Source organism: Paucilactobacillus vaccinostercus DSM 20634, from assembly GCF_001436295.1.
GTDB lineage: Bacteria > Bacillota > Bacilli > Lactobacillales > Lactobacillaceae > Paucilactobacillus > Paucilactobacillus vaccinostercus.
Map to the genome: position 1 here is coordinate 42,050 of NZ_AYYY01000029.1, position 23,638 is coordinate 65,687.

A 23,638-nucleotide genomic window follows, 5' to 3' on the forward strand; every position below is an offset into this window, starting at 1 on the left:
TTTAATAAATTTATCCGGATAATTTTTCCTATATTAAAATTTATTTGATGATTTAAACCAATATTTCCCGGCAGACAAACTAAAAAGGACGAAAAAGTTTTTTCGTCCCTTTTAGTTTTTACAATCAGCTTCCAGTCTCCCCTTGCTGTTGCTTTAATTCCCGCTGTTTTCCTAACTCGGCTAAATGAACTTCGTGAGTTAAAAAGGCATGGGTCTTGGCATCGTAGTTATGCCGACGACCGATTTTGACGAGGTAGCCATTAATGTAGTCCACTTCGGTTGGCCGATAGTTATGCATATCCTGATACATTGATGGATAATGCAGGGGCATCGCCTCCTTGCTAACATACATGATGCTAGCTACTTCGTCTTGACGCGTGTTGATCAGTTTAACCCCGTCTCGTTCACAGACATCGTAGGCTTCATCAATCAACTGACGTGCCATCTCTTCGGCACCATCGTACGCGGCATACTCACCCATGGTCATTTCGAACATCGTGCAAATCGTGTTAACCACCGAATTGAAGACCACTTTTGCCAACAAGGTTCCGGCAAAGTTGGTTGTCAGCGTTGGATGGAACTGCGCTTTTTCTAATTCGGTCACTAATTGATGCGTGAATTCGTCCGGTTTTTCCGTATAGTTGGCTAAGTTCATTGAGCCAGCACCGCGCTTACCGATAAAATCAACATCCCCAGCACCATTAAGCACCGTGGCAACCAAAGCGGTCCCCGCAATCAACTTCTGTGGTTCAAAATACTTAGCTAACTTTTCGATATGTCCCATCCCGTTCATGCAGGTAAATGCATATTGGGTTGGTTTAAAGAAGTGTGCACAGCGTTCTAGCATTTCTGCCAGTTGCATTTGCTTCGTGAAAAATATGTAACAGTCCGGATTACCCTGGTACTCTTCTGGATAGTAAATGTCGATATCCACAAGGTGCTTATCTTCGTGGTCACGGGACACATATACGCCACCCTGCTCACGAATTTTTTCAACATTGTCTTTCCAGCCGTCCACAAAATCGACTTCGTTACCGGCGTCCTTCAACAAAATTCCATAGAGCAAACCCATCGCGCCTGATCCAATGACAGTAAACTTCATTATCCTACCCCCTAAAGTAATGACTCATTAAAAAAGTTTAATCAGTCACTCATTATTTTCCTATAAAAATGAGAAAAGTCAATGTATTTTGCCATAATTGATAAGTTTATATACTTTTAGTTATAAGTAACAACTTATTTATAGTTATATTATTAGAATTGAGTTAATTCCTTAATTCCAGCCACTATTAAGACGATCATTCAACTTACTAATCGGCGCATTATTAATCGCTAGCACCAGTTTCCTACTCCAGAATCCCCCTTCCGATGGCTTGCTAAATTACCTTTACCAAATCCTAGACGTTTTGAATTGTATTTTGGCACCTCCTGTACTAGGCTGATGTTAATTTAATCAATGAGAGAGGGGTATTCGAATGAAAATCGGGTCACAATCGGTGTCTAATCTAGGCATGGGAACTTGGTATCTGGGCGAAGGGGACGCCCAACAAAGTACACAGGAGATTGCCGCGCTTCGCTACGGCATTGAGCACGGTATCAACGTCATCGACACCGCCGAAATGTACGGTCAAGGTGCGGCTGAGTCCCTTGTCGGCCAGGCCATTATTCCCTATCAACGCGAACAGCTTTTTCTGATTTCTAAATTTTATCCGTGGCACGCAACCCTTAATACGATGCGAACCGCCCTCAAAAACAGCCTGCAGCGGCTTCAAACCAACTACCTTGATCTCTACTTACTTCATTGGCCGGGCGACACTCCCATCAAGGAAACGTTGCAGGGACTGCAGACACTACAACGCGAAGGCCTAATCAAGCAATACGGTGTTTCCAATTTTGACACGGCCGATTTACGGATGGCGCATCTCACCATGCCTTCGGCCACAATTAGTACCAATGAAGTCCTATACAACCTCGATTCACGCGGTATCGAGTATGATCTATTGCCCTACCATCAGGATCAGGGTATTGCGACAATTGGCTATTCTCCGTTTGGTTCGGGCGACGGTCAGGAGATTCACCTTCCCGATGCACTGGCGGAACTCGCACGGGCCAAGCAAATCACTGTTCATCAACTATTACTCGCTTGGGTATTACGTAATAATGATGTCTTGGCGATTCCCAAGGCCAGTTCTATCGACCATGTTCAGGCCAATATTGCGGCTCAAGCCGTCACTTGGACGCCACAGGAATTGGCCGTCATTGATCAGGCTTTTCCTCGGCCGACACGCAAAACACCGCTCAAGGTTATTTAATCTCAAAAAAATGCACGCCTCCAGTTAACCGGATGACGTGCATTTTTTATTACGCAGTTTGCTCTTCATCTTCCTGAGCATCAGCAATCACTTGATCAATAACATCTAAAACGCCATCACGATTATTATCCGGTGCCAGATGATGTGCTGCGGCCTTTGCCGACTGGTGCGCATTTTGCATAGCGTACCCGTATGGTGTCATTTCCAACATCGCCACATCATTTTCGTTATCTCCAAACGTCATCACTTCGTCATCTTGAATGCGATACTTCGCCTGCAAGTGCGCAATTCCCGTTCGTTTATTAACACCTCTAAGACCAATTAATTCCGTATTGAATCCCGATGCGAGGCTTTCCAGTTTCGCCGGTAACGCCTGCTTCACGCGCTTCGTTTGTGCGGCAAAATCGACGTCAGCATTAAACCAAATCCCCAGCTTCACGATGGGATCATCTAAACGCCTACTCGACACGTCTAAAATATGATCAACCCGTGTCAATTCGTTATAGTAACGCTGTTTAATCTTGAAAATCGTCGGTGATTCTTGTTGATCAACATACGCACTCCGGGCACCAGAAACCACCGTCGTTGCTAGTGGCACATTAAAGTCCGTCTTAACGAGCTGTTGTACTTGTTGCAACAGTTCCTGCGGAATCGTCTCTACCGCCAACAATTGACCATCAGAATACACGATCGACCCATTCTCAGAGATGAAATCCATCTGATCGGCCACAGCCGAAAACTTACTTTGAAGTCGTTGTCGCTGCGATCCACTAGCAGCGACAAACCGAATCCCAAGTTGCCGCAATTTCGCAAACTGCTGATTAAACCGTCGAACGTCATATTGATCATCGTCACGCAAAAACGTGCCATCCATATCGACGGCGATCATTTTAATTGTCATGTTACTCCCTCTCTTATCAAACCTGTGCTGCCAACACATTACTGGACCATCATATCAAATCCAAAAGAGAAGGGTCAAACAAATGGCCGCAAAAAAAGCGCACCGAAACTCAGCTCGATCCGCTTCACCCGCCTTGACAATCATTTGTAGTCATCCCCAGTTTATCCAGTTTATACATAAGTTAAATTCCTGGATAGGTTTAATATAAATGAGTTGGTTGCTTCGTCAAGTATTCCTTAATTAATTGCTCTAAGATGCCTGCAACACTAGTATTTTGTTCCACCGCAACAATCTTTAACTGTTTGATGAGATCGCCATCTAGGGTTGTTGTAAATTTCTTCTTTTCCACCAGTGATCATCCCCTTTGTACGTATTTTATCGTTTTCATGGCGTCAGGTAAATACGTACGATAGTACAATTCACAAAAAAGGTGGATCTTTTTACTTAGTTAAGTCAAAAGTCCACCCTGACGGTTCATCACTGATTAATTGATTAATATAATTAAGTTATTAGTTAAAATTACCCAGAAACATCGCCAGACCGCCACCAATGAGGACTGCCAGAATCAAGATGCCCGCCAATAATACGTTAAATGCAAGTCCTAATCCACCACAGACCAGTAGTAGGATAAAAATAATCGGATGCCGAAAACAAAATCGGATAAATCCCATGATTAGTTTGATGAACAAAATTGCAAATACGAGTATCCCGGCCGCGACACCAATTTTTCCCGCATTCGCCATTGCGAGTGGTGCTACTAACATTGTCATTTTGCTTTAATTCCTTCCATTCTAATTTTGATAGATTGATTTCAACGCATTAATATCCGCGGTAGACAGTGTGGTGACCCCTTGATCGACCGGATACATGACCGAGGTGGTACTCGTACTATGATCTAAGCCAAGCGCGTGTCCCAGTTCATGCGTCGCCACCGACTGTTTGATTGATGCCGAATAGTCCACGTTGATGCCCGCCTTCGCATGGTTTGCGGTATAGGCACCCCAGCCCGTTTGTTCAATAATATTGGGGCCGCCGTATCCTAGCTCAATCGTCTGTGCAGTCTGCTGATCCACTGCCTTATGGTACACAAAAAAAGTGATTTGATTTTGCTTGGTCGTTCCGGTCCCAGCCACCAGCTTCACAATCCCGGTTTGGTTATAGGTCGCCACCGCCCGCTCAAATTCCTGCCGAACGGCCGTCGGTACATTATCTTTAAAGTGATAATAATAGGTTGTCGCTAATGTTTTTCCCTGAACGTTTGACTCAATTGGGGTGGCATCGCTACTAGCTGTTGTGCTACTCGTCGAGGTTGACGATGACGCACTACTACTGGTAGTCGAAGATGTCGTATCCGCCGTCTGATCACTTGATTGGGTGGCCTGATGACTGGTAATCATCTGCTGCGCTTCCGTCAGCCAAGTCGCCGGCAACGTTTTTAACTGAGGATCGCGATAAATAGCTACCGCAACGCCCGCTAATACTATCCATGTCAGTCCTGTACTCAGCCTCACTGCCTATTTCCACTCCTTCTTGTTACTTCCGCCATCGTCGTGACACTATCTTAATCAGTTTCCCTAGTCACCGTCAATCTTTTCAGATGATCACCATCAAACTTAACGGTTTATTTATTCTTTTATCGCACGAAAATCAAAATATCTCCAATTCCAAGATTGAACGCGGTAAAATAGACCTAAGAAACTCAGTTTGGGAGGTCAGCCACATGTACATCACCGCTAACCGTGATCGATGGCTTAACGTTACCATTGCCACGCTCATTTTACTAATTATTATCGCGCTACTAAAGTACGATTCTTACGCGCTAGTTTATTGGGACGCCCATCTTCAAACTCACTTGGCTGCGCAGGGAACAACGCTTTTCAATAAGCTCTTTTCAGCCCTCGCCAACCCCATTATGGGTGGCATTTACGCCGTTGCGCTGTGGTTTTTTCTCTGGGGGTTTAAGCATAAACTCATCGCAACTTGGGTTCTCGGAACATACTTCATTGGCCAGCTCTGGTTTGTCGTCTTGCGTTGGTGGGTTGCTCGACCACGGCCAGCCGCTCATTCGGCAACCTTAACAAGTGCTAGTTTTCCGAGTCACCATTTCTTCACCGTCGTGTTGTTGTGCTATCTCGTTTGGATTGCCGTTTTCCCATGGATTACTGAAAACTGGCACCGGTGGTTATTGACCATTCTCATGATTGCGCTCTGCCTTCTGGTGGCCCTGGCGCGGATTCGAATGAACGCCGCCTTTCCCATCGACATGGTTGGAACCCTTCTACTCACCTATATCTGGGGTCAGGTTGCCCAGGCCATTTACCTCAACTGGTTCGCCCGGTTACAAAACCTGACCATTTTTCGTCACTCCGATTTTAACTAGGACGGAAAATTATGAAACCTAAATTTAAGATTAATCTGATTATTATTTTACTGCTCGGCCTAATTTGTGTTTGGGGGAGTCATGTCATCAGCACCAAGCACCATTCCCAAAGCGTGCAACGAACTCAGGCCCTGTATCAAAAACAGACCAGTTCTAACAAATCAGCCCGTCAGGCAACGGTCAAACACCAGTCATCAGCGACCACCACGGTGAACTGGCGCGCACCATCTGAAAAGCAGGCCTATCCTGTACTTGCCAATTATCCACAGGTATATTTTGATGTTAATATTGCGGCTCAGCGTGTCTACATTCGAAACGCGGCCGACCATAATCACGTGCTTTACACCATGTACTGTGCCACCGGTAAAAATAACGCCACTCCTCGTGGTACATACACGATTCAAGCGGAACGCGGCTTACATTTTTACAACGCGTCGGAGCAAGAGGGCGCTAACTACTACGTCTCTTGGCTTAACCACGGTGAATACCTGTTTCATACCGTCCCCGTCAACCAAAACGGTGACTACATCGTCAATATTGCCAATCAAATTGGTCAACGCCCCGTCTCTCATGGGTGCGTGCAACTCACAATTCCCGATGCCAAATGGGTTTACGAAAACGTCCCCTACGGCATGAAAGTCATTATCCACTAACTCTTATCGAAGCGAGGAAATTATGCCCGTCTTAATTGTCATCTATATCGCCTTTATCGGACTCGGCGTCCCGGATTCACTTCTCGGGACCGCTTGGCCCACCATCTATCGACAACTCAACTTACCCATCTCAGCCGCAAACTTACTGACTATCCTAGTCTCGTGTGGCACAGTGATCTCCAGTCTAATCAGTGCCCGCGTTATTCACCGATTCGGGACCGCCAAAGTGGCCACCGTCAGCACCTTTTTGACCGCCGTTTCGTTGTTGGGTTTCGCACTTTCTGGCAACCTTTGGACGCTGTGTCTAGCAGCTATTCCCCTCGGACTCGGTGCCGGGTCCATCGACATTGCGCTCAATAATTACGTCTCACTGCACTATCGCGCCATCCACATGAATTTTCTTCACTGCTTCTACGGCATTGGCGTTTCAATTAGCCCCGTGCTGATGTCATTTGCGCTGCGCTATGGTCACCAGTGGCGACACGGCTACATCGCGGCCATGCTCATTCAAATGGTGATTGCCATCATTATTTGGACATCGCTACCACGTTGGCCGAAACCTACATCCCCTGTCAACACCACCACACCAGTCAAAACGCTCTCCCTAGCCGAAATTGCCAAACTCAAAACTGCCTGGTGGGCTTGGCTCATCTTCATCGGCTCCACCGCGCTGGAAATGACATGCGGTATTTGGGGTGGTACCTTCCTTGTTAACTCACGTCATCTGAGTGCTTCAACGGCCGCACTGGTCGTCACGCTCTACTACGTCGGTATTACCAGCGGACGCTTTATTGCGGGGCTAATTTCCACCCACGTCAAAAGTTGGACAATCATTCGTGTTGGCATGGTGATCGTCATCATGGGGATTGCGGGGGTTGCCAGTCCATGGACGGCTGCTGGCCTATTTCTCATTGGTTTGGGTAACAGCGTCGTTTATCCTAACATGAACTACCTGACCCCGCTAATCTTCGGAAAAACCAATTCGGCCGCCGTCATGGGCACCCAGATGGCCGCATCGTACCTCGGTATTATGATCATGCCGCCCGTCTTCGGCTTTTTGGCCCAATTATTTGGCACCTGGCTGTTTCCCCTATATCTATTTGGCCTGTTTATCATGACGGTCGTGGCCATTGGGCTGATGAACGCAACGGTTACTGCAATTCACGAGTAAAAAAGATCCCGCAAAAAGCTTGCGAGATCTTTTTTTACTAACTACCAACCAGCGAAAATTGTTTAATTCCGTTAGTTAATTTTACGCTTAGGGTTTAAGATCCCCATTGGATCCAGTAACGCCTTAATCTGGTGTTGCAGTTGATCAACATCGGGCCCTAACTCCGCATTGTTCCACTGATTTTTGAGCATTCCAACCGCATGTTCTCCGGAAATAGTGCCTTCCCAGGCCAACGTTTTTTCAAACATCAGTCGGAGGGCTTGGTTCACAGCCTCTGGCATTGCCTCATCCTTTGGCCAAACGATCGTGGGATGCACGTTACCATCCCCCGCGTGACCCGCCACATAAATCTTTAGTCCCAACTGTTCGCCGACATCATGAATGTAATCCATCATCGGGGCCAGCTTTGACAGCGGCATTGCCATGTCTTCCATAATGTGGTTTTGACCGGCAAAAACGGCTGGTAACATGTCCCGTCGCAACTGCTCAAGGGCCGCCTGACGGGGCGCATCAGTCGTCAACTCAACATTTTGCGCCTCATACTTTTGCAAGAGTTCCTTCAAAACCGCCATGCTCTCATCGGTGCTACTTTCGATCTTAAAAATCAACATCGCACCACTGTTATCACTATAAGTGGTATGCTCATAGTGATCTAGGGCTACCATCGTATTACCATCAAGGGCTTCTAGCATTGTCGGGTAAACCCCAGAAATCCGGATCGCCGTGACGGCTTTGGCTAACTTCGTCATGTCATCAAAGAAGGCCACGCCCATGATTGGCGTTCCGAGTGGGATCGGTAATAGTTTCACCGTAATTTCGGTTACAATTCCCAAAGTCCCTTCTGAACCCACAAACAACTGCGTGAGGTTATACCCAAACGCCTGTTTTAAGGTCCGTCCACCAACCTTAATTTCACGACCGTCCGCCAAAACGACCTTCAATCCCAGCACGTTATCCTTAGTGGCCCCATATTTGACAGTACTCATACCACCGGCATTGGTTGCCACATTGCCCCCAATTCCGGACAATGGTTTAGAACCTGGATCGGGCGCATAAAACATTCCCTACTTTCGGGCCGCTTGATCCAAATCACCATTGATCACACCCGGCTGAACTACCGCCACCGAGTCTTCCTTATCGATTTCAATAATCTGATTCATCTGTTTGGTTGATAAAATAAAACTATGGGCAACCCCATCGGCTCCCACTACCGTACTAGTAAACTGATCTTGGGGAACAACCGCAACGTGGTACTTACGAGCGGTCTGCAGCGTTCCTTGAATATCAGCCGTCGAGTGGGCCTCAATCACTGCCAAAGCCCGTTGACTTTCTGCACTAGTCTGTCGGCTACTAAACGAGCCCTTCGCCAAGCTCTCATCGTCCGTTAAGACTTGTCCATCCGGAACATTTTGTTTTAAATCTGCAATAATTTCTGCGTCGTCAAATGCGGCAAAAGCTGCCATAATTATCAGATCCTTTCATTAATATCATCGTTATAGCGAAATTCGCGCCGTGAGTCAACCATTTGTCCTCGCCCAAAAAGGCCGTTAGGTATCAATCATCCTCGTTGATATCTAACGGCCTTACCGTTGCTTTATTTTGTAATTAGAAACTGACCGGGACACCGCAGTCTAGTCCTCATCGTCGTCATCTTCTTCAACCAATCCATCCCAAGCAGACTTACCTAAAACGGCCTGCAAGACGCGAATGGCATGGTTGTTTTGGCCGCGTAACGTTGTCAAAAAGGCAGCCATCGCTGGGCGACTTTCCTTTTGTGCCAGGATAATGGCCCGATCAATGAACATGTTTTGCGTCGCAAAGTCGTGCGCCGTAATATCGACTAACGCTGCAGCCGAACGGTACTTGTTACGGCCGTCTTCTTCCAGCATGGTGTACTTCTGGTATTCTCCCACCGTCGATGGCGCAATCTCATTTTCATCTAAGAGCACGTCGGCTAATTGATCAAATTGTTGCCGGCCCTGTGCAATCAACTTTTCATATAGCGGTTTGAGTTGTAACGATTCCAGCCCCTTCACGTACCATAATGTCTGGTGTAGCTTAACGTTGTTAACCAGCAAGTTAGCTAGAATGTGGCCGGTCATTGCGCCGGCGGTTGGTGTGTGGTGATCAATATCGGTTTGCTTTTCTTCTGCTTCGTATAATGCATCAATGTCTGTCATGTTTGTCATCCTCTTTGATTTAGTCTTTCACTTTTACTTTTTCAACGGTGTAGCCGAGTTTTGTGACGACCTGCGCCAAATCAGCCGCACTCGTTTTGGCATCATCGAAATCCGCCTTCACTTTACCGGCATTGAACAGGACTTTGACCGTTTCTACACCATCCTGATTAGATACCGCGTGTTCAATTTTTTGCATACATGACGGACAGGTTAGTCCATCGAGTTGTAAAATTGCCTTTTTTGTCATCATCAATTCCTCCGTTTCGTTTTCCTTGATTGTCTTTATTATAACGAGCCCCGTTGGGTAAAAAATTGATCTAAATCAAGTTTTATCCATTTATTTGGTTGTTGTTCGTGGAACCGGGGTTGGCGTCACGCTAGTTGCATGACCATAACCAATCAACCGCATGGCGTTAAAGATGACCACCAAAATGCTGGCTTCATGAACGAACATCCCACTTGCCATGTAGATAAAGCCGGCGACCAAACCAATCAGCAAAAATGCCACGACCGCAATTGCAATGGTAATATTTTCCTTCGTATTCAATACCGTCTTCTTAGCCAGTCCGTAAGCATGCACTAGAGCCTCAAAACTTGACTGCATCAACACCACATCCGATGTTTCGATCGCTACATCCGTGCCACTCCCCATCGCAATTCCAATGTCGGCCGTCGCGATAGACGGACTATCGTTGATTCCGTCCCCGACAAAGGCCACAGTACGACCAGCTTGCTGAAACTGCTTCACAAACGTGACCTTTTGCTCCGGCATTAGTTCGGCGTGAACCTCATCGATGCCGACCGTTTGGGCCACGTAATCGGCGGTTGCTTGGTTGTCCCCCGTCAACATCACGAGGTGCTTAGCGCCTTTATTCCGCAACTGTTGTAATTGAGTAGCCACTTCTGGTCGAATAATATCGGAGATTCCAATTAGGGCGGCCAATTCTCCGGCCACTGCCACGAGCACCACGGAACTGCCAGTCGCCTGTAATGCCGCTAAATCCTTGTGCTGCTCATCATTGAGTGGCACTTGTTGGGCTTGCATCAGTTTCAGGTTACCAGCCAATACCGTTTGCTGATCGATTTCAGCAATCATTCCCTGACCCTTGACCGTACGATTATCGGTCACGTTCAGGGTCTGAAAATTAGCGCCTTGTTGGTCGGCATATGTCACGATCGCCCGACCAAGGGGATGATCAGACAAACTCTCCACCTTGGCAACCAATGCCAGCGTCGTTTCGCGGTGTCCCTTATAGGTCTTCATCGTCGAAACCGACGTCTTTCCCGTCGTCAGCGTTCCCGTCTTATCAAACACAAACGTATCAATCTTCGAAAAGGTATCCATTGCTTCGCCACCCTTTACGAGGATTCCCCGTTTGGCACCATTCCCGATTCCAGCAACGTTAGAAACTGGCGCGCCAATCACAAGTGCCCCTGGGCATCCCAGTACCAGTACCGTAATCGCTAACTTGAAATCCCTTGAAAAGAGAAAGACTACCAGTGCAATCACCAGTACGGCAGGCGTGTAGTATTGGGCAAAGCGATCAATAAATTTCTCCGCATGGGATTTAGTATCCTGGGCATCTTCGACGAGTTCAATAATCTTGGCAAACGTTGTATCGTCACCGACCTTCGTCGCTTGAATCTTGAGGTAGCCATCGCTCACCATCGTGCCAGAAAAAACGTCGTCTTGAATCTGTTTGCCGACCTGCCGCGATTCTCCGGTCACAACTGATTCATCGGTATAGCCATGCCCGTCAATCACTTTCCCATCCACCGGAATCGAGCCACCCGTTTTAACCAGTACAATATCACCCTCATCGACATCATCGACGTCGACTTCTTCAGTCGTTCCGTCCGCCTGAACCACCGTTGCCGTTGTCGGTGCCATTTCGGTTAACGACTTGATCGATTGCCGGGTCTTAGACAGCGTCCGTTCTTCGAGGTAACTCCCGAACAGAAAGAGAAAGGTCACAATCGCAGATTCATCATATTCGCCGATGATAAAGGACCCGATGACCGCAATACTAACAAGCAGTTCAATGCTGACCACCTTTACGCGAAGCGCTTGATAGGCGTGAATCACAATTGGAATCGCCGCGATAATGGAAGCAACGGCTAACATTATCGCTTCTCCCGTCGTACTACCGAGCCCATACTTGGTTAAGTAACCAGCAACAATCAAAATTGCGGTTAACAACGTAATTTGGTGATTATGATCTTGGATAAATTTTTGAAACTTCATTTCACTCACTCCTCATGTCCACATGCAGCGATTTACCACTGCTGTTCCGATTAACTGTCTCTATCATAGCCGCCGTCGTGAGAGAAAAAATTGATTTAGATCAACTTTCCTCATAAAAATGGATAAAAAAAGGCGCCAACCGAAGTCGTCGTCCTTTAATTCATATCACCATAAAAACTTAATCCACAATCGGTTCACCCGGGTACTTTGATGCAGCCCACTGTGGGTGAGGCCCGTCATCTTCACATTTTTTAGCTGAACCTTTCGCCCACGTAACAGATAATTGACGGATTGCTCCGACTGCACCGTCACCTGACCATCGGAATGCGTGCCATCCCCCAAATCACTATAAATGTTCAAAATTTTGACGTGCTTGGGAAAATGCTGGGCATCCTTTAATAGTTGGCGGTAACTCGGGTACCAGCTATTAGCTGGGTAAAAGATTTGGGGCCGATCGTGCGCTAACAGCTTATTTTGGTTAGGTTCATCGTTCATCCCAATCACCCCATTAAACGGCCCCGCTAATATCACATACTTGTTGAGCGTCGGTAGGGTTTGGTGGTGCGCCGTAACCGTTTCAAACAAGGTAATATTCCCCGCCGAATGGGCAACAACGTTATACTTTTTTACACCATCGTTTCGTTTTAAATCCTGTAAAATGGTCGTCAACCACTGCGTCTGCGTCGCAATACTAGCAGTATTGTTTTCAAAATTAATTTGAATCAGTGGCCGCCGAACTTTTTTAGAATACTGACCAGTCACCTGCAGGGTGCCATCCGCCGCCACGTTGATCTTCAGCACCTTTTTGGCACCCTTCTGCTTTTCGGCCGCGGCAATCATACTATCGGTAGACTTGTGCGACCCTTGAAGACCGTGGATAAAAATGGTGGGCACCGGTTGGGTCGTCGTTTTAGCATGTGCCAGACTAGTCGTTGCTCCCAGCATGCCACCGATGACCAATAACGTGACTAACATTCGTTTCAAAAATTGCATCTCTGTTCCTCCAACTATTTGCAACTGATATTAACACAATTTGACGATTTCACAAATTCATTCAATTCTAATTATTTGCCCATTAGAATCTCGTTACTTAGGCCCTCCTTTGCTTTATAATTAGGGCAAAGGAGGGATCGCCATGAACCGTCAATTACTTAAGCGTGAATCAAAGACCTTATTGCACCAGCACTATTCATTTTTCTTTATTCTTTTTATTCCCATCTTCTTGCTGACCCTGTTCACCGGCGTCATGAATTTACCCTGGTGGAACACCCCCACCGATGTCTGGAACAGCACCGACACTGGTAGTTTGTTACTCAACCTACTCCTGTCCCTAGTTTCGGTCGGCGTTAATTTTGTCCTCATTGATCTTTTTCGGGATCAGGCCACTGCGACCCAGCCCCTCAAAAAATCGATGACTATTTTCACCAATGCCCACTATGTATTGGGAGTAATCGTGATTGGCATTATTCAGTTCATTTTCATTGTTTTGTGGATGATCTTACTCATTATCCCTGGGATCGTGAAATCCATTGCCTACTCACAGGCCTACTATATTTACCGCGATGCCCTAGATCATGGGCATGGGATCTCATATCTCGATGCCATCACCCAGAGTCGTTACCTGATGAACGGACATAAAATGGACTACTTTATTCTCAGTCTGAGTTTCATCGGGTGGATGCTACTCGTTATCATTACGTGCGGGATCGCACTTCTCTACGTGCAACCCTACTTCAGTCTCACATTTGCTAATTTCTACTGCACCTTACGGGACCAAGAAGCACAACCAAGTCATGCGTAAAATGAGAATTTCACAGAAAATCCTCAGATCACACTACTTGAACCGGTGAAACGCACGTAGTACGCTAAATCTGGTCATGGGATATTCCTTTCTAATATCAGTGTTACAACACTGTATCGCCACCCATGACCAACTTACATAGAAGTCAAACTAACGATGGGAGTTCCAAAACAAATGACAAACACAGTATTACTCGTGGAAGATGAACGTGGCTTGGTTGATTCACTCACCACTGAATTTCAGTTTGAAGACTATCAGGTCATTTCTGCCTTTGATGGTGAAAGTGCGGTCACTACCTTTCTGAGTCACCTGCCCGATATCGACCTCGTAGTACTGGACTGGATGCTCCCAAAACTCGATGGACTCGGGGTCTTACGCCGAATTCGTAAGGAAAGTGATGTCCCCGTCATCATGCTCACTGCTCGTGATTACACGGGTGATAAAGTCGCGGGACTATTAGGCGGAGCCGATGATTATGTCACCAAACCGTTTGACACCGAAGAACTACTCGCCCGCATGCAGGTCGTTTTACGACGGCCGCGAATGGGGACTGGGACACCGGAAAACGGTCTTTATCGCCTTGATGATCTGACCCTCGACGCGACTAAACGCCAAGTTATCCGTGGCTCACACAACATTCAGCTCACTCAGCGAGAGTTCAATCTCCTTCACGAAATGTTCAAGGAAGTCGGCAAAACCTTCACCCGTGACGAGCTACTCAACCTCGTGTGGGGCGTCGATTTCGAAGGACAACCCAACGTGGTCGATGTCTATATCCGCTATTTGCGCAATAAAATCGATAAATTTGACGGCAAGCCTAAGCTCATCCACACTACGCGGGGTGTTGGGTACTCCTTGTCGCTGAATCAGTAAGGAAATTGCCCATGAACAAAAAAACCAGCCTATCCCAAAACAGTTCGTCCATCATGCTCCGGAGTTTTACCGCGCTCATTATCGTCATTATGCTCATCTCCAGTTTGGCGACCGTTGTCGCAGTGGGCCACCAGTTATTGGAACTTAGCCAAACCAACACCACCCATATCATTACAAGCCTAAAAAAAACGGTGATCGATGGAGATGACGATTGGGAGAATTGGCGTAACAATAGCACCATGGATACCAGCACCAGCTACGTTCACGTGACCAACATGCGTCGCGATGCAAAGGTTAAAAACTACTACTCGCCGGATACGGACGACCTATTAGAATCCAAGATTCGTAAAATTCCGTTCATTGATCACCTCTACTATAGTAATCGCGACGGCTTCGTCTACTACGCGTCCGGCCATGCACGGGGAATCAAGTATCAACTCTGGACTAAATTAGGCAGCCAGTTAGAAATTCTCGAACATGTGATTATCGTGACCGTCATTATTCTGGTCATCACCCTGCTGATTAGTCCGCTCTACATTCGCTCGATTGCCAACCGCTTGACCGAGGCCCTAGAGCGTCTTACCGATCAGGTTCACAAAATCTCTTCACAGGTGAACGAGCACGGTATTAAAAACGAAATTCAACTATCCGTACCGACAAAACCCACCGAGGTCACGAACCTCACTACCAGCTTTAATAGCTTACTTCAACAGCTCTACGATCAAACTGAAAAGGAAAAGCTCTTCGTTTCAAACGCCGCCCATGAACTTCGGACCCCCATCGCCACGATTCGCAGCCATGCCCAACTCATTAAACGGCGCGGTGATGCGCATCCCGAAATTGTTCCGCATTCGATTGACTATATTGATGACGAATCACATCAGATGCAGGCCCTCGTTGAAAACCTCTTGGCCCTATCGCGGGCCGATCGCCTCACCTATGATCAGCAACCGTTTGATTTGAGTGCCGCCTTACAGACCCTCGCTCAAAAAATGACGCCCGTTCTGCAACAATCTCTCATCACTCAGATTCCGGCGGGCATAACGGTTACCGCCCATGCGCCAAGCATTGAAAAAATTATTACTAACTTTTTGAGTAACGCTGGGAAATATTCACCCGTAACTAGTACCATCACGCTCACCTTACAACGTACGGATCAGGGGACGCAGGTTGCCGTCACGGATCAGGGTCCGGGAATCAGTGCCGAAGATCAAGCCCATATTTTCGAACGTTTCTATCGGGGCAGTGATACCCGCGGAACGATTCCGGGAACTGGGTTAGGAATGGCCATCGCTAAACAACTCGCGGACGCTAACCAGTGTACAATCACGATTGAAAATCAACACCCCACCGGTACCAAATTCATCCTCACGTTTCATTAAAACAGGTCCCACAGGTACGTCAATAATGGCGGTCCTGTGGGACCTTTTAATGATAAAACTGTTGGGCAACCGCAATAAATTTCTGCAGACGTTGGGACTGGTAGTCCTGCTTGTAATACGACGCTGCCACGTAGCGGGGTTGTTCCACACTTTCAATTCGATAAAAATGCATGCCCGTAACCGGTGTACTATGCTTGATCAACGTATCCGTTACAAAGGCCGCACCCCAGTTTCGGCGGGCAAACTCGTAGGCGCTAATTTGTTGATTCACGATCATGGCGGTGGTTGGTTTAAAATTGGCCGCCGTAAATAATGGTGCTGTCCGCTGTGCAATTTCATTGGATGGCGTCATCAGTACAAACGGTAGCTGCGCAAACGTTGCTAGGGCAACTCTTTGTGGCGCCTGAATGTGCTGATCGGCGAGAATATCAGCGTACTGATAGCCCTTGGTCAATATGGTGACGTCTGTAATGAGATGATCCGGTACTGCCAACAAAACGTGATTTTCAAAAAGTTTCACGCTGTTGATCTGCGGATTCAGCACCAAATCCGTATCAACCGCCAAATCAATTTGGCGATCTCGTAATAGTCGTGGCAGGTCTGGAAACGGGGCTTCTAGTACGGTAAGTTGCACATTCGGAAACTGTTCATGAAACCGACGAAGCAGTGGCGGTAATAAATAAGTCACCGAAATGAACGCGCCACCAATTGTCAGATTGCCAGTGAGGCGGTGCTCCAAATGAGTTAAGTCATCCGTTAACGATTCTTCGAGGGCCACCACCTGACGAGCTTTAGCCACGTATAATTCTCCCGCCGTCGTCAGTGCAAGCGGTGTTTGTCCCCGGTCAAAGAGCGGTTGACCAATTTGAGTTTCCAATTTTTTAACTGCAATGCTCAGCGCGGGTTGGGAAATATGGAGCTGCTTAGCCGCCTGAGAAAACGTCCCTTGTGCCACAATCGTTAGAATATAATCACTGATATTAAACATGGCATCCTCCATAAATAATATTTATAGCTTGAATATATTATATATCTTATCTTTTATACTGCCGGCGTGCTACTCTAAGTTTATGTTATTTGAGAGGAGTACGACCTTTGATTAGTTTAACGACCTTTTTAATTGTTTGTCCCTTAGTCTTTCTAGGCGGCTTTGTGGATTCTATCGCCGGGGGCGGCGGTCTCATTTCATTGCCCGCCTACATTATGACGGGCATGCCAATTCATTTTTGTATCGGTACCAACAAACTGTCCTCCGCCATGGGAACGACGGTGTCCACCCTCCAGTTTGCACGTAGTGGCTACATGAAACTCAAACTTTCGCTCGTTGCCATTGCGTCCGCCCTCGTTGGTTCGACCATCGGTGCAAAATTAGCGCTCCACATTTCCGATAGTTACTTTCGCATTATCTTACTCATTATTTTACCGCTCACCGCCATTTACCTCCTATTCAAGAAAAACGCGTTGAGTGCCGGTGGGTTACTTACCGATCAGTTGGCCCCTCGTCAGCTCGGACTCACACTCATTATCGCGGTTTTCCTAGGAATTTACGATGGCTTCTACGGTCCCGGAACCGGGACGTTCCTGCTGCTTTGCCTAACCGGGCTGGCTAAACTGCCCATGAACCTCGCGGCTGGTACCACCAAGGTGATCAATCTGACAACGAACATCACGAGTCTCACCGTCTTTTTATTCAGTGGTAAAGTCGTCCTTCTCTTGGGTGCCGTAGCCGGCATTTTTGGAATTGCAGGTAACTTTTTAGGCGCTCGCTACTTTAAACGCGGTGGTTCAAGTGTTGCTAAACCACTGATTTTGATCGTTCTGGTCATCTTCTTTATTAAATTAATTCATGATTTTTTGTAAATTAACAGAGGGCCCCACTACATGAGTGAGGTCCTCTAAGAGAATATTTGGATTAGGATATAATCCGCATACCGATTACGTTGTCTGATTTCATCAAGATCAGACAACGTTTATTTTATCACAATTTTATAATTCCAAATATATAAAATTCGACTATTACAACTTACTAACCGTGTCATCGCCCTGACTCTTCCGATGACTAGTTCTGTACCCGATACCGCAACAGTGTCTTACGCTTAGCTTCTTCGACACGCCTAAAATCAGACAGATAGATTTCCCTATGCCAATACTGATCGACAACCGGAATACGCCTTAAGTTATTTTCAGTTAAATACGCATCCATTTTGGCAAAAGTCTCCCCCTCCGTATCAAAACTTCCCACGTGCAGTGCCTGTACAGCCGTTGTTTCGGGGAATTGTTCAAACGTGACGTTGACTAACTCTGCTAATCCTTTTTTCTTGGTCGCCGTAGCCACTGCCGCCTCAAATAGTGCTGACGTTACCTGAGCCGGTTGACGAATCATTAACCGGTATGCCAATGCAGCTTTATTCAAATTTGCTCCTCGTGATCCGTCGGTAGTCGTCCACACCCCTTCCAACGGATAAACGGTATACACGTATGGTTCACCAGCCGCACCGCCTTTGAGTGCAAATCTCAAAGCGTAAGCTACTGAGTATAGCGCCGTGATATTAGCAGAAAACGCCGGTTGATTAGGATCTCCAACACCCGTTAATGCAATATAGTTAGTGGCCGGAACCGTCACCTGTTCAACCCCTTTTGGAAAGTACAATTTTTTATCCGTCTTGCGCCATGATTCTGTCATTTAGAAATACCCCTCATCTCTGTTTTAGTGCCAACTCAGTCGTATCCTGAAGCGTCTTAATTAATTTATGGAGATTCGCCAATGGTTCCCTTTGACCAGATAACATCCATTCACGCCAGATGCCATAAACACCATTGGTCATGAACACACTCCAATATCGCTGCTTAACTGGATCCAAACCAGTCCAATTTTCATAGTAATGACTCATATTTTCAGTGAATAAATCGCGTATTAAGTACTCATAGTTACGTTGCGTGGATAATCGTAATTGCGCTGCAAACTCATCGAAAAACGTCTGCATATCTTGTAATTTTATGGTGGCCGATTTTTGAAAAATAACATTATCAAACATTCGACTCAATTTAGGTGCGAAATACTGTCGTATAATGTCTTCTAATCCTTGATAATTCCGGTAAAAGGCCATCCGACTCACGCCGGCGCGTGTAACCAATTCTGTCACCTTAATCTCCTCCAGAGACTTTTTCTCCAACAATTGAAATAACGCTTCCGTAAGATAATCTTGTGAATCCTTTTGGATCAGTTGCGCATGTTTAGTAGCTGCCATTACACCTTCTCCATTCTGTCACAGATGCCCTGATAACGCTTGTGACGAGCTTACAGGCAGTGTACATTATTGTCACTGACGTTACAACTATCTCAAGCAAAAGAAGGAGAACAAAATGTCCAAAAAATTAGTTGTTGTTACCGGTGGTTCAGGATTTATTGCCAGTCATATTATTGCTCAGTTACTCCAAGCAGGCTATGCTGTCCGGACAACCGTTCGCGATGTTGAAAAAAAACGTCCTTTGATCGAGTCAATGTTACATCAAGCTGGCATTCAAAATTTAACCGATCTAAGTTTCGTGGCGGCGGATCTCACTAATGAAGCTCATTGGGATGCTGCCATTTCGGGTGCCACCTATGTCATTCACCCGGCTTCACCAACACCGACGTTAAATTTTAAGAACGAGTCTGAAATGATCGATCCAGCTATACAAGGTGTCTTGTATGTACTGCGTGCTGCCAGTCGTCACGATGTTAAGCGTGTCGTATTGACCTCCGCCTACGGTGCCATTTTTGCAGGTCATCAGCACCAGAAAACGCCCTTCACCGAAGAAGTCTGGTCCGACCTCACCCAGCCCGGTGTTCACGCCTATCAAAAATCAAAAACACTCTCGGAACGTGCCGCTTGGGAGTTCATCGCCAATGATAGTTCCAAATTAGAACTCGCGACTGTTAATCCCGTCGCCGTTATGGGACCGGTACTAGCAAATGACTATTCCCATTCAAATATTCAAATTCAGGAAATGATGACTGGCCAAACACCCCTAGTACCTAAAGTTGATTCTGGTTATGTTGACGTCCGCGATGTTGCTAGCTTACATCTACTCGCAATGACACGCCCAGAGGCTGCTGGTCAACGCTTTCTTGCGACCACTGGTGAAACACTCTCAATGCTGGAAGTAGCCAATATATTACGAACTGCATTTCCCACCTTTTCTAAAAAACTACCCAAACACGAGATTCCGACGCCAGCCTTAAAACTCGCCGCCAAAACAAATCCCATGCTCAAAATGGTAGCCTCAGTCGCAGGCACCTATGCTGCAACTTCAAATGATAAAGCCGTTCAGTTACTAGGATGGCATCCTCGATCAGCTAAAGAAGCCATCATTGCCACAGCACAATCGATGATCGATTTAGGAATCATCACCGTGAAATAACGTCCCAACGGTGCTAAAATAAACCTATCTTAGGTACTTGCAGGCGATACTTAGAACAACATTGCCGTTGATGGAAAGGCGAATATGCGCATAAGTATCCTGCAACATACCCCGAATGAAGGCCCTGGAGCAATCTACACCTGGGCACACGAACACGGACACGAAATTACCATTTATCATCCGTATCAATTTGGTATCTTACCTGAAGCTGATAGTGTCGATATGTTAATCTTACTAGGTGGTCCAATGAGCCCCAATGATGACCTAGCTTGGATTACTGCAGAACGAGTCCTAATTCAAACTATGCTTAATATGGATAAACCGATGTTTGGTGTCTGCTACGGTGCACAACAAATTACCAAGACGCTTGGATATCCCGTTACTAAAGCGGCAGCTAAAGAAGTGGGCTGGGCACCTGTCTATCGCCAAAGTACTATCATTCCCGATTTACCAAAACAACTCACGGCTTTACACTGGCACGAAGAGCAATTTGCTATCCCAGATGAAGATCACTGGCTGTTTTCCAGCGATCTAGTACGCAACCAAGGGTTTGTCATGAATCATCGTGTTATTGGCTTGCAATTTCATCTCGAACCACTACCAGATGACGTGCGCACCATTGTCGCTAATGATGCGCAATACACGCAAGAAAATAAGTTGCACCAAACACCACAGCAAATTTTGGCATACCGTGTGCCATCCGAAAATCAGATAGTAATAAATCGGCTGTTAGACTACATTACAGAATAATAGGAATCCCGCAACTCAGTGATCACTGAATTGCGGGATTTTTACGTGCTATTTCTCACATCAAAAATAATTTCATGACCATTTAATTTTATTGGTGGGACACAATTGTACGTTTCGTATTTGACTCAAATCCCATTCATGTATCCGATTATGATCTACTTGAATAAGAACTCGGATGCGCTCTAATTGCTTTACGTACCCTGTCACACTAGCTATCGTTTCGCCCTGCTGTAACTCACTCAACTGAATATGCACCTGATATTGATACTCAAGTGCTCTAAAAAGAAGCGCTTCTATTTCTTGATTAGTTTGCTGCGGTTTGACTATCTCCGTAGTGGCCTTCTTTTGATCCTTCTTGATAGAGCTAGTGTGATCACTTAAAAAAACCTTGCCATTTCAGCATTCCTCGTTCTTCATAATCATTCTTGAAAAACTGTTGCGCGACACGATCATCCTTCATTTGGTCAATTGGTCCATATTTGTGTTTCATTACGTTCACCTCACTAATCAAATACATTTCCACCGTTATGTCCACCCACCAGCCCAGCGCGTTGTAAAAAAGTCCCACCCTTTTTTAAATTTTTTGCTTTAAACACGGCTGTACTGCCGAAACGGTCGCGTACGCGATCCAACACGGCATCAGTGGCTGCCGTCTTAATTTGTCTTTCTGGTTCTTGAAATAAATCCAGTTGTAAGCCACTATTGTCGGTCAATCGACTTAGCGAAACCGCAATATTTCTGACAACTTCACCATTCCACTGATCTTCAAACAGCTTGCGACAATAACCAAACAGCTCACGACTATTATCCGTTGGATCAATACGCATGGATCTTGAAAATCCCTGGCGGCCATCATCTTCAGCGCTAGCATAGCCAAAGCCAATGGAGAGTGCGACACACCCTGCGAGTTGTTGATGATGTCTCATTCGTGAACTGGTCTGATCCACAATTTCACTGATCACCAATTCGATTTCTTCGAGCACAGTATAGTCGCTAGGGAGTACCTGCGAGTTTCCCCATGATTTATCGTTAATCTTCACCAACTTATGTACATCAGTTCGATCAATCCCCCACGCCAAGGCAAATAATTGCTCTCCCATGAGGCCAAACTCATCCTTTAATTGATACGGATCCGCATATGCTAAATTTTTCATTGAGTGAATACCAATGCGATTCAGGTGACTCGCCGTCCGAGACCCAATACTCCAAACTTGGTTTAGTTCAGTAATTGGCCAAACAGTTTGGGGATATGTTTCATAATTCAAGTCACCCAACAGGCTAAAATCATGCTTCGCGACTAGATCCAATGCGACTTTAGCCTGTGTCGGATTTTCACCAATCCCAACAGTAACGTAAAGTCCTAATTGCCGTTTTACTTCTAGTTGAATTTTTCGTGCAACTTCCCGTGGTGTATTGCCGAATAGCCGCCAAGAATGCTGCATCTGGAGTAAACTTTCATCGATTGAATACGGCACAATATCCTCAGGTGCCGCGAATTGTTGAAAAATATGATTAATTTGGATGTTGCGATGAATGTATAGGTTCATTCTAGGTGCAACTTTAATTAGTCGGGGATCCTTAGGAAGATTCCGAGCACGAGAAACGTTCGTGATACCAAATAGTTTTTTTGCCATCGGCGAGGCAGATAAAACTAAGCCCGCCCCTGTGTTGGCTGTCATCGAGACAACAACCAATATGGATTTCAGTGGATTGAGCTTTCTTTCAACCGATTCAACGCTAGAATAAAAAGATTTATTATCTATCATAAAATACAACCCGTGTGGTTCGTTGCCATAATCCATCATAGTCACCTCAAAATAATCACCGATCACGTTCCCTTTCACCCTTAGATTATACAAACATATGTTCGCACAGTCAAACTAAAATTTAATTTCAATTTTCGGATTTTTTTAGGGACACTTTTCCAACAATTCGTGTATAATATCCGTATTACTTTTTTCAGAATCGAGGAGTCATGCCATGCATATCAGACTTGCACGCATTAGTGACGCTGCTGCGTTACTTAAAATTTACCGTCCTTACATTACGGATACGGCGGTTTCTTTTGAACTCACCGTCCCGACCGTCTCCGAGTTTGCGGACCGCATCGCTGAGGTTTTAGCCGACTATCCCTATTTAGTCGCAGAAGATGACGACGGGCAAATTCTCGGATTTGTCTACGCTCACCGCTATCGTCCACGGGCCGCCTACGACTGGACCGTCGAGACCAGTATCTATACGGACAAAGCCGCCAGAGGCAAGGGCGTTGGCCGTCAACTTTATCAGGCTTTAGAAACGGAACTGGCAACCCAACACGTCACAAGTTTATTAGCCTGCGTGACTGGTGAGAACCTGGCAAGCCTTGCTTTTCATCAGCATCTCGGTTACGAGTTAGTCGGTACATTCAAGCAAGTCGGTTTTAAACACGGTAAGGGGTACGATACCTACTGGCTTCAGAAACAACTGAGCGCGGCTACTGGCGAAGCGTTCATTCCATATTCACAACTCCCCCATAGTGCATAACAAGGGACTGGGAAAAAACTAACCAGCCGATGAAAAATAGAGCCAAAATTCTAGAATTATTAG

General features: G+C 46.2%; 24 protein-coding genes and 1 pseudogene. 11 read left to right on the top strand and 14 right to left on the bottom strand.

The annotated features are described in order from the left end of the window. Positions 1-124: 124 nt before the first annotated feature. A complete protein-coding gene (locus FC26_RS07235; RefSeq protein ID WP_057779213.1) occupies positions 125-1,102 on the bottom strand; it encodes a ketopantoate reductase family protein in 978 nt (325 codons plus the stop codon). 373 nt (positions 1,103-1,475) lie between these two features. Here FC26_RS07235 and FC26_RS07240 point away from each other — a divergent pair, with 373 nt between their 5' ends. Further along, positions 1,476-2,312 carry an aldo/keto reductase gene (locus tag FC26_RS07240; protein WP_057779215.1) on the top strand — a complete coding sequence of 279 codons (837 nt, stop codon included), beginning with the start codon at positions 1,476-1,478 and terminating at the stop codon, positions 2,310-2,312. 49 nt (positions 2,313-2,361) lie between these two features. Here the strand turns inward: FC26_RS07240 and FC26_RS07245 are convergent, their stop codons facing one another. The 4 genes from FC26_RS07245 to FC26_RS07255 form a co-directional block, all read right to left on the bottom strand. Then, entirely contained in the window at positions 2,362-3,213 is an 852-nt protein-coding gene (locus FC26_RS07245; protein ID WP_057779217.1) for a Cof-type HAD-IIB family hydrolase, read from the bottom strand. Positions 3,214-3,412: 199 nt separating this feature from the next. Continuing rightward, positions 3,413-3,562 (bottom strand): hypothetical protein, encoded by a 150-nt coding sequence (locus FC26_RS12915; RefSeq protein ID WP_164478249.1) that lies wholly within the window; start codon positions 3,560-3,562, stop codon positions 3,413-3,415. Between the two features lie 160 nt (positions 3,563-3,722). Then, positions 3,723-3,983 carry a hypothetical protein gene (locus tag FC26_RS07250; RefSeq protein ID WP_057779219.1) on the bottom strand — a complete coding sequence of 87 codons (261 nt, stop codon included), beginning with the start codon at positions 3,981-3,983 and terminating at the stop codon, positions 3,723-3,725. A gap of 21 nt (positions 3,984-4,004) precedes the next feature. After that, positions 4,005-4,724 carry a M57 family metalloprotease gene (locus FC26_RS07255; RefSeq protein ID WP_164478250.1) on the bottom strand — a complete coding sequence of 240 codons (720 nt, stop codon included), beginning with the start codon at positions 4,722-4,724 and terminating at the stop codon, positions 4,005-4,007. Between the two features lie 209 nt (positions 4,725-4,933). Here FC26_RS07255 and FC26_RS07260 point away from each other — a divergent pair, with 209 nt between their 5' ends. Genes FC26_RS07260 through FC26_RS07270 form a run of 3 tightly spaced genes read left to right on the top strand, consistent with a single transcriptional unit; the run spans position 4,934 to position 7,417 of the window. Further along, the gene (locus tag FC26_RS07260; protein ID WP_057779221.1) at positions 4,934-5,593 is read left to right on the top strand and encodes a phosphatase PAP2 family protein; all 660 of its coding nucleotides are present in this window, start codon (positions 4,934-4,936) and stop codon (positions 5,591-5,593) included. Positions 5,594-5,604: 11 nt separating this feature from the next. Beyond that, positions 5,605-6,246 carry a L,D-transpeptidase gene (locus FC26_RS07265; RefSeq protein WP_057779223.1) on the top strand — a complete coding sequence of 214 codons (642 nt, stop codon included), beginning with the start codon at positions 5,605-5,607 and terminating at the stop codon, positions 6,244-6,246. Between the two features lie 22 nt (positions 6,247-6,268). Then, on the top strand, positions 6,269-7,417 hold the full coding sequence (locus tag FC26_RS07270; RefSeq protein WP_157061107.1) for an MFS transporter: 1,149 nt from the start codon (positions 6,269-6,271) through the stop codon (positions 7,415-7,417). A gap of 71 nt (positions 7,418-7,488) precedes the next feature. On the opposite strand, the pseudogene FC26_RS07275 reads toward FC26_RS07270, so the two are convergent. The 5 genes and pseudogenes from FC26_RS07275 to FC26_RS07295 all read right to left on the bottom strand — a co-directional run bounded on the left by FC26_RS07275 (position 7,489) and on the right by FC26_RS07295 (position 12,835). Then, positions 7,489-8,880, bottom strand: a pseudogene (locus tag FC26_RS07275) (FAD-binding oxidoreductase). A 168-nt stretch (positions 8,881-9,048) separates the two neighbouring features. Beyond that, on the bottom strand, positions 9,049-9,606 hold the full coding sequence (locus FC26_RS07280) for a ferritin-like domain-containing protein (protein ID WP_057779226.1): 558 nt from the start codon (positions 9,604-9,606) through the stop codon (positions 9,049-9,051). A gap of 10 nt (positions 9,607-9,616) precedes the next feature. Then, positions 9,617-9,844, bottom strand: coding sequence for a heavy-metal-associated domain-containing protein (locus FC26_RS07285; RefSeq protein ID WP_057779227.1), 228 nt, complete (start codon positions 9,842-9,844; stop codon positions 9,617-9,619). 90 nt (positions 9,845-9,934) lie between these two features. Continuing rightward, the gene (locus FC26_RS07290; protein WP_057779229.1) at positions 9,935-11,842 is read right to left on the bottom strand and encodes a heavy metal translocating P-type ATPase; all 1,908 of its coding nucleotides are present in this window, start codon (positions 11,840-11,842) and stop codon (positions 9,935-9,937) included. A 165-nt stretch (positions 11,843-12,007) separates the two neighbouring features. Further along, positions 12,008-12,835 carry an alpha/beta hydrolase gene (locus tag FC26_RS07295; RefSeq protein ID WP_057779230.1) on the bottom strand — a complete coding sequence of 276 codons (828 nt, stop codon included), beginning with the start codon at positions 12,833-12,835 and terminating at the stop codon, positions 12,008-12,010. Between the two features lie 142 nt (positions 12,836-12,977). Between FC26_RS07295 and FC26_RS07300 the strand changes: the two genes are divergently transcribed. The 3 genes from FC26_RS07300 (at position 12,978) to FC26_RS07310 (ending at position 15,898) form a co-directional block, all read left to right on the top strand. Next, positions 12,978-13,643 carry a DUF975 family protein gene (locus FC26_RS07300; protein ID WP_057779232.1) on the top strand — a complete coding sequence of 222 codons (666 nt, stop codon included), beginning with the start codon at positions 12,978-12,980 and terminating at the stop codon, positions 13,641-13,643. A gap of 174 nt (positions 13,644-13,817) precedes the next feature. Beyond that, complete coding sequence (locus tag FC26_RS07305) at positions 13,818-14,516, top strand: response regulator transcription factor (protein ID WP_057779248.1); 699 nt, start codon at positions 13,818-13,820, stop codon at positions 14,514-14,516. 11 nt (positions 14,517-14,527) lie between these two features. After that, the gene (locus FC26_RS07310; RefSeq protein ID WP_057779233.1) at positions 14,528-15,898 is read left to right on the top strand and encodes a sensor histidine kinase; all 1,371 of its coding nucleotides are present in this window, start codon (positions 14,528-14,530) and stop codon (positions 15,896-15,898) included. A 46-nt stretch (positions 15,899-15,944) separates the two neighbouring features. On the opposite strand, the gene FC26_RS07315 is transcribed toward FC26_RS07310, so the two are convergent. Then, the gene (locus FC26_RS07315; RefSeq protein WP_057779234.1) at positions 15,945-16,886 is read right to left on the bottom strand and encodes a LysR family transcriptional regulator; all 942 of its coding nucleotides are present in this window, start codon (positions 16,884-16,886) and stop codon (positions 15,945-15,947) included. 107 nt (positions 16,887-16,993) lie between these two features. Between FC26_RS07315 and FC26_RS07320 the strand changes: the two genes are divergently transcribed. After that, positions 16,994-17,758, top strand: coding sequence for a sulfite exporter TauE/SafE family protein (locus FC26_RS07320; protein ID WP_083483777.1), 765 nt, complete (start codon positions 16,994-16,996; stop codon positions 17,756-17,758). A 199-nt stretch (positions 17,759-17,957) separates the two neighbouring features. On the opposite strand, the gene FC26_RS07325 is transcribed toward FC26_RS07320, so the two are convergent. Both FC26_RS07325 and FC26_RS07330 read right to left on the bottom strand, forming a co-directional pair. Further along, on the bottom strand, positions 17,958-18,581 hold the full coding sequence (locus FC26_RS07325) for a GyrI-like domain-containing protein (protein ID WP_057779235.1): 624 nt from the start codon (positions 18,579-18,581) through the stop codon (positions 17,958-17,960). Between the two features lie 13 nt (positions 18,582-18,594). After that, on the bottom strand, positions 18,595-19,146 hold the full coding sequence (locus FC26_RS07330; protein ID WP_057779236.1) for a TetR/AcrR family transcriptional regulator: 552 nt from the start codon (positions 19,144-19,146) through the stop codon (positions 18,595-18,597). Between the two features lie 115 nt (positions 19,147-19,261). Here FC26_RS07330 and FC26_RS07335 point away from each other — a divergent pair, with 115 nt between their 5' ends. Both FC26_RS07335 and FC26_RS07340 read left to right on the top strand, forming a co-directional pair. After that, entirely contained in the window at positions 19,262-20,302 is a 1,041-nt protein-coding gene (locus FC26_RS07335; RefSeq protein WP_057779238.1) for an SDR family oxidoreductase, read from the top strand. A gap of 84 nt (positions 20,303-20,386) precedes the next feature. Then, on the top strand, positions 20,387-21,052 hold the full coding sequence (locus FC26_RS07340; RefSeq protein WP_057779239.1) for a type 1 glutamine amidotransferase: 666 nt from the start codon (positions 20,387-20,389) through the stop codon (positions 21,050-21,052). Between the two features lie 503 nt (positions 21,053-21,555). Here the strand turns inward: FC26_RS07340 and FC26_RS07345 are convergent. Then, entirely contained in the window at positions 21,556-22,854 is a 1,299-nt protein-coding gene (locus tag FC26_RS07345; RefSeq protein WP_057779252.1) for a Y-family DNA polymerase, read from the bottom strand. A 178-nt stretch (positions 22,855-23,032) separates the two neighbouring features. Between FC26_RS07345 and FC26_RS07350 the strand changes: the two genes are divergently transcribed. Continuing rightward, on the top strand, positions 23,033-23,575 hold the full coding sequence (locus FC26_RS07350) for a GNAT family N-acetyltransferase (RefSeq protein ID WP_057779240.1): 543 nt from the start codon (positions 23,033-23,035) through the stop codon (positions 23,573-23,575). The last annotated feature ends 63 nt before the right edge of the window (positions 23,576-23,638 follow it).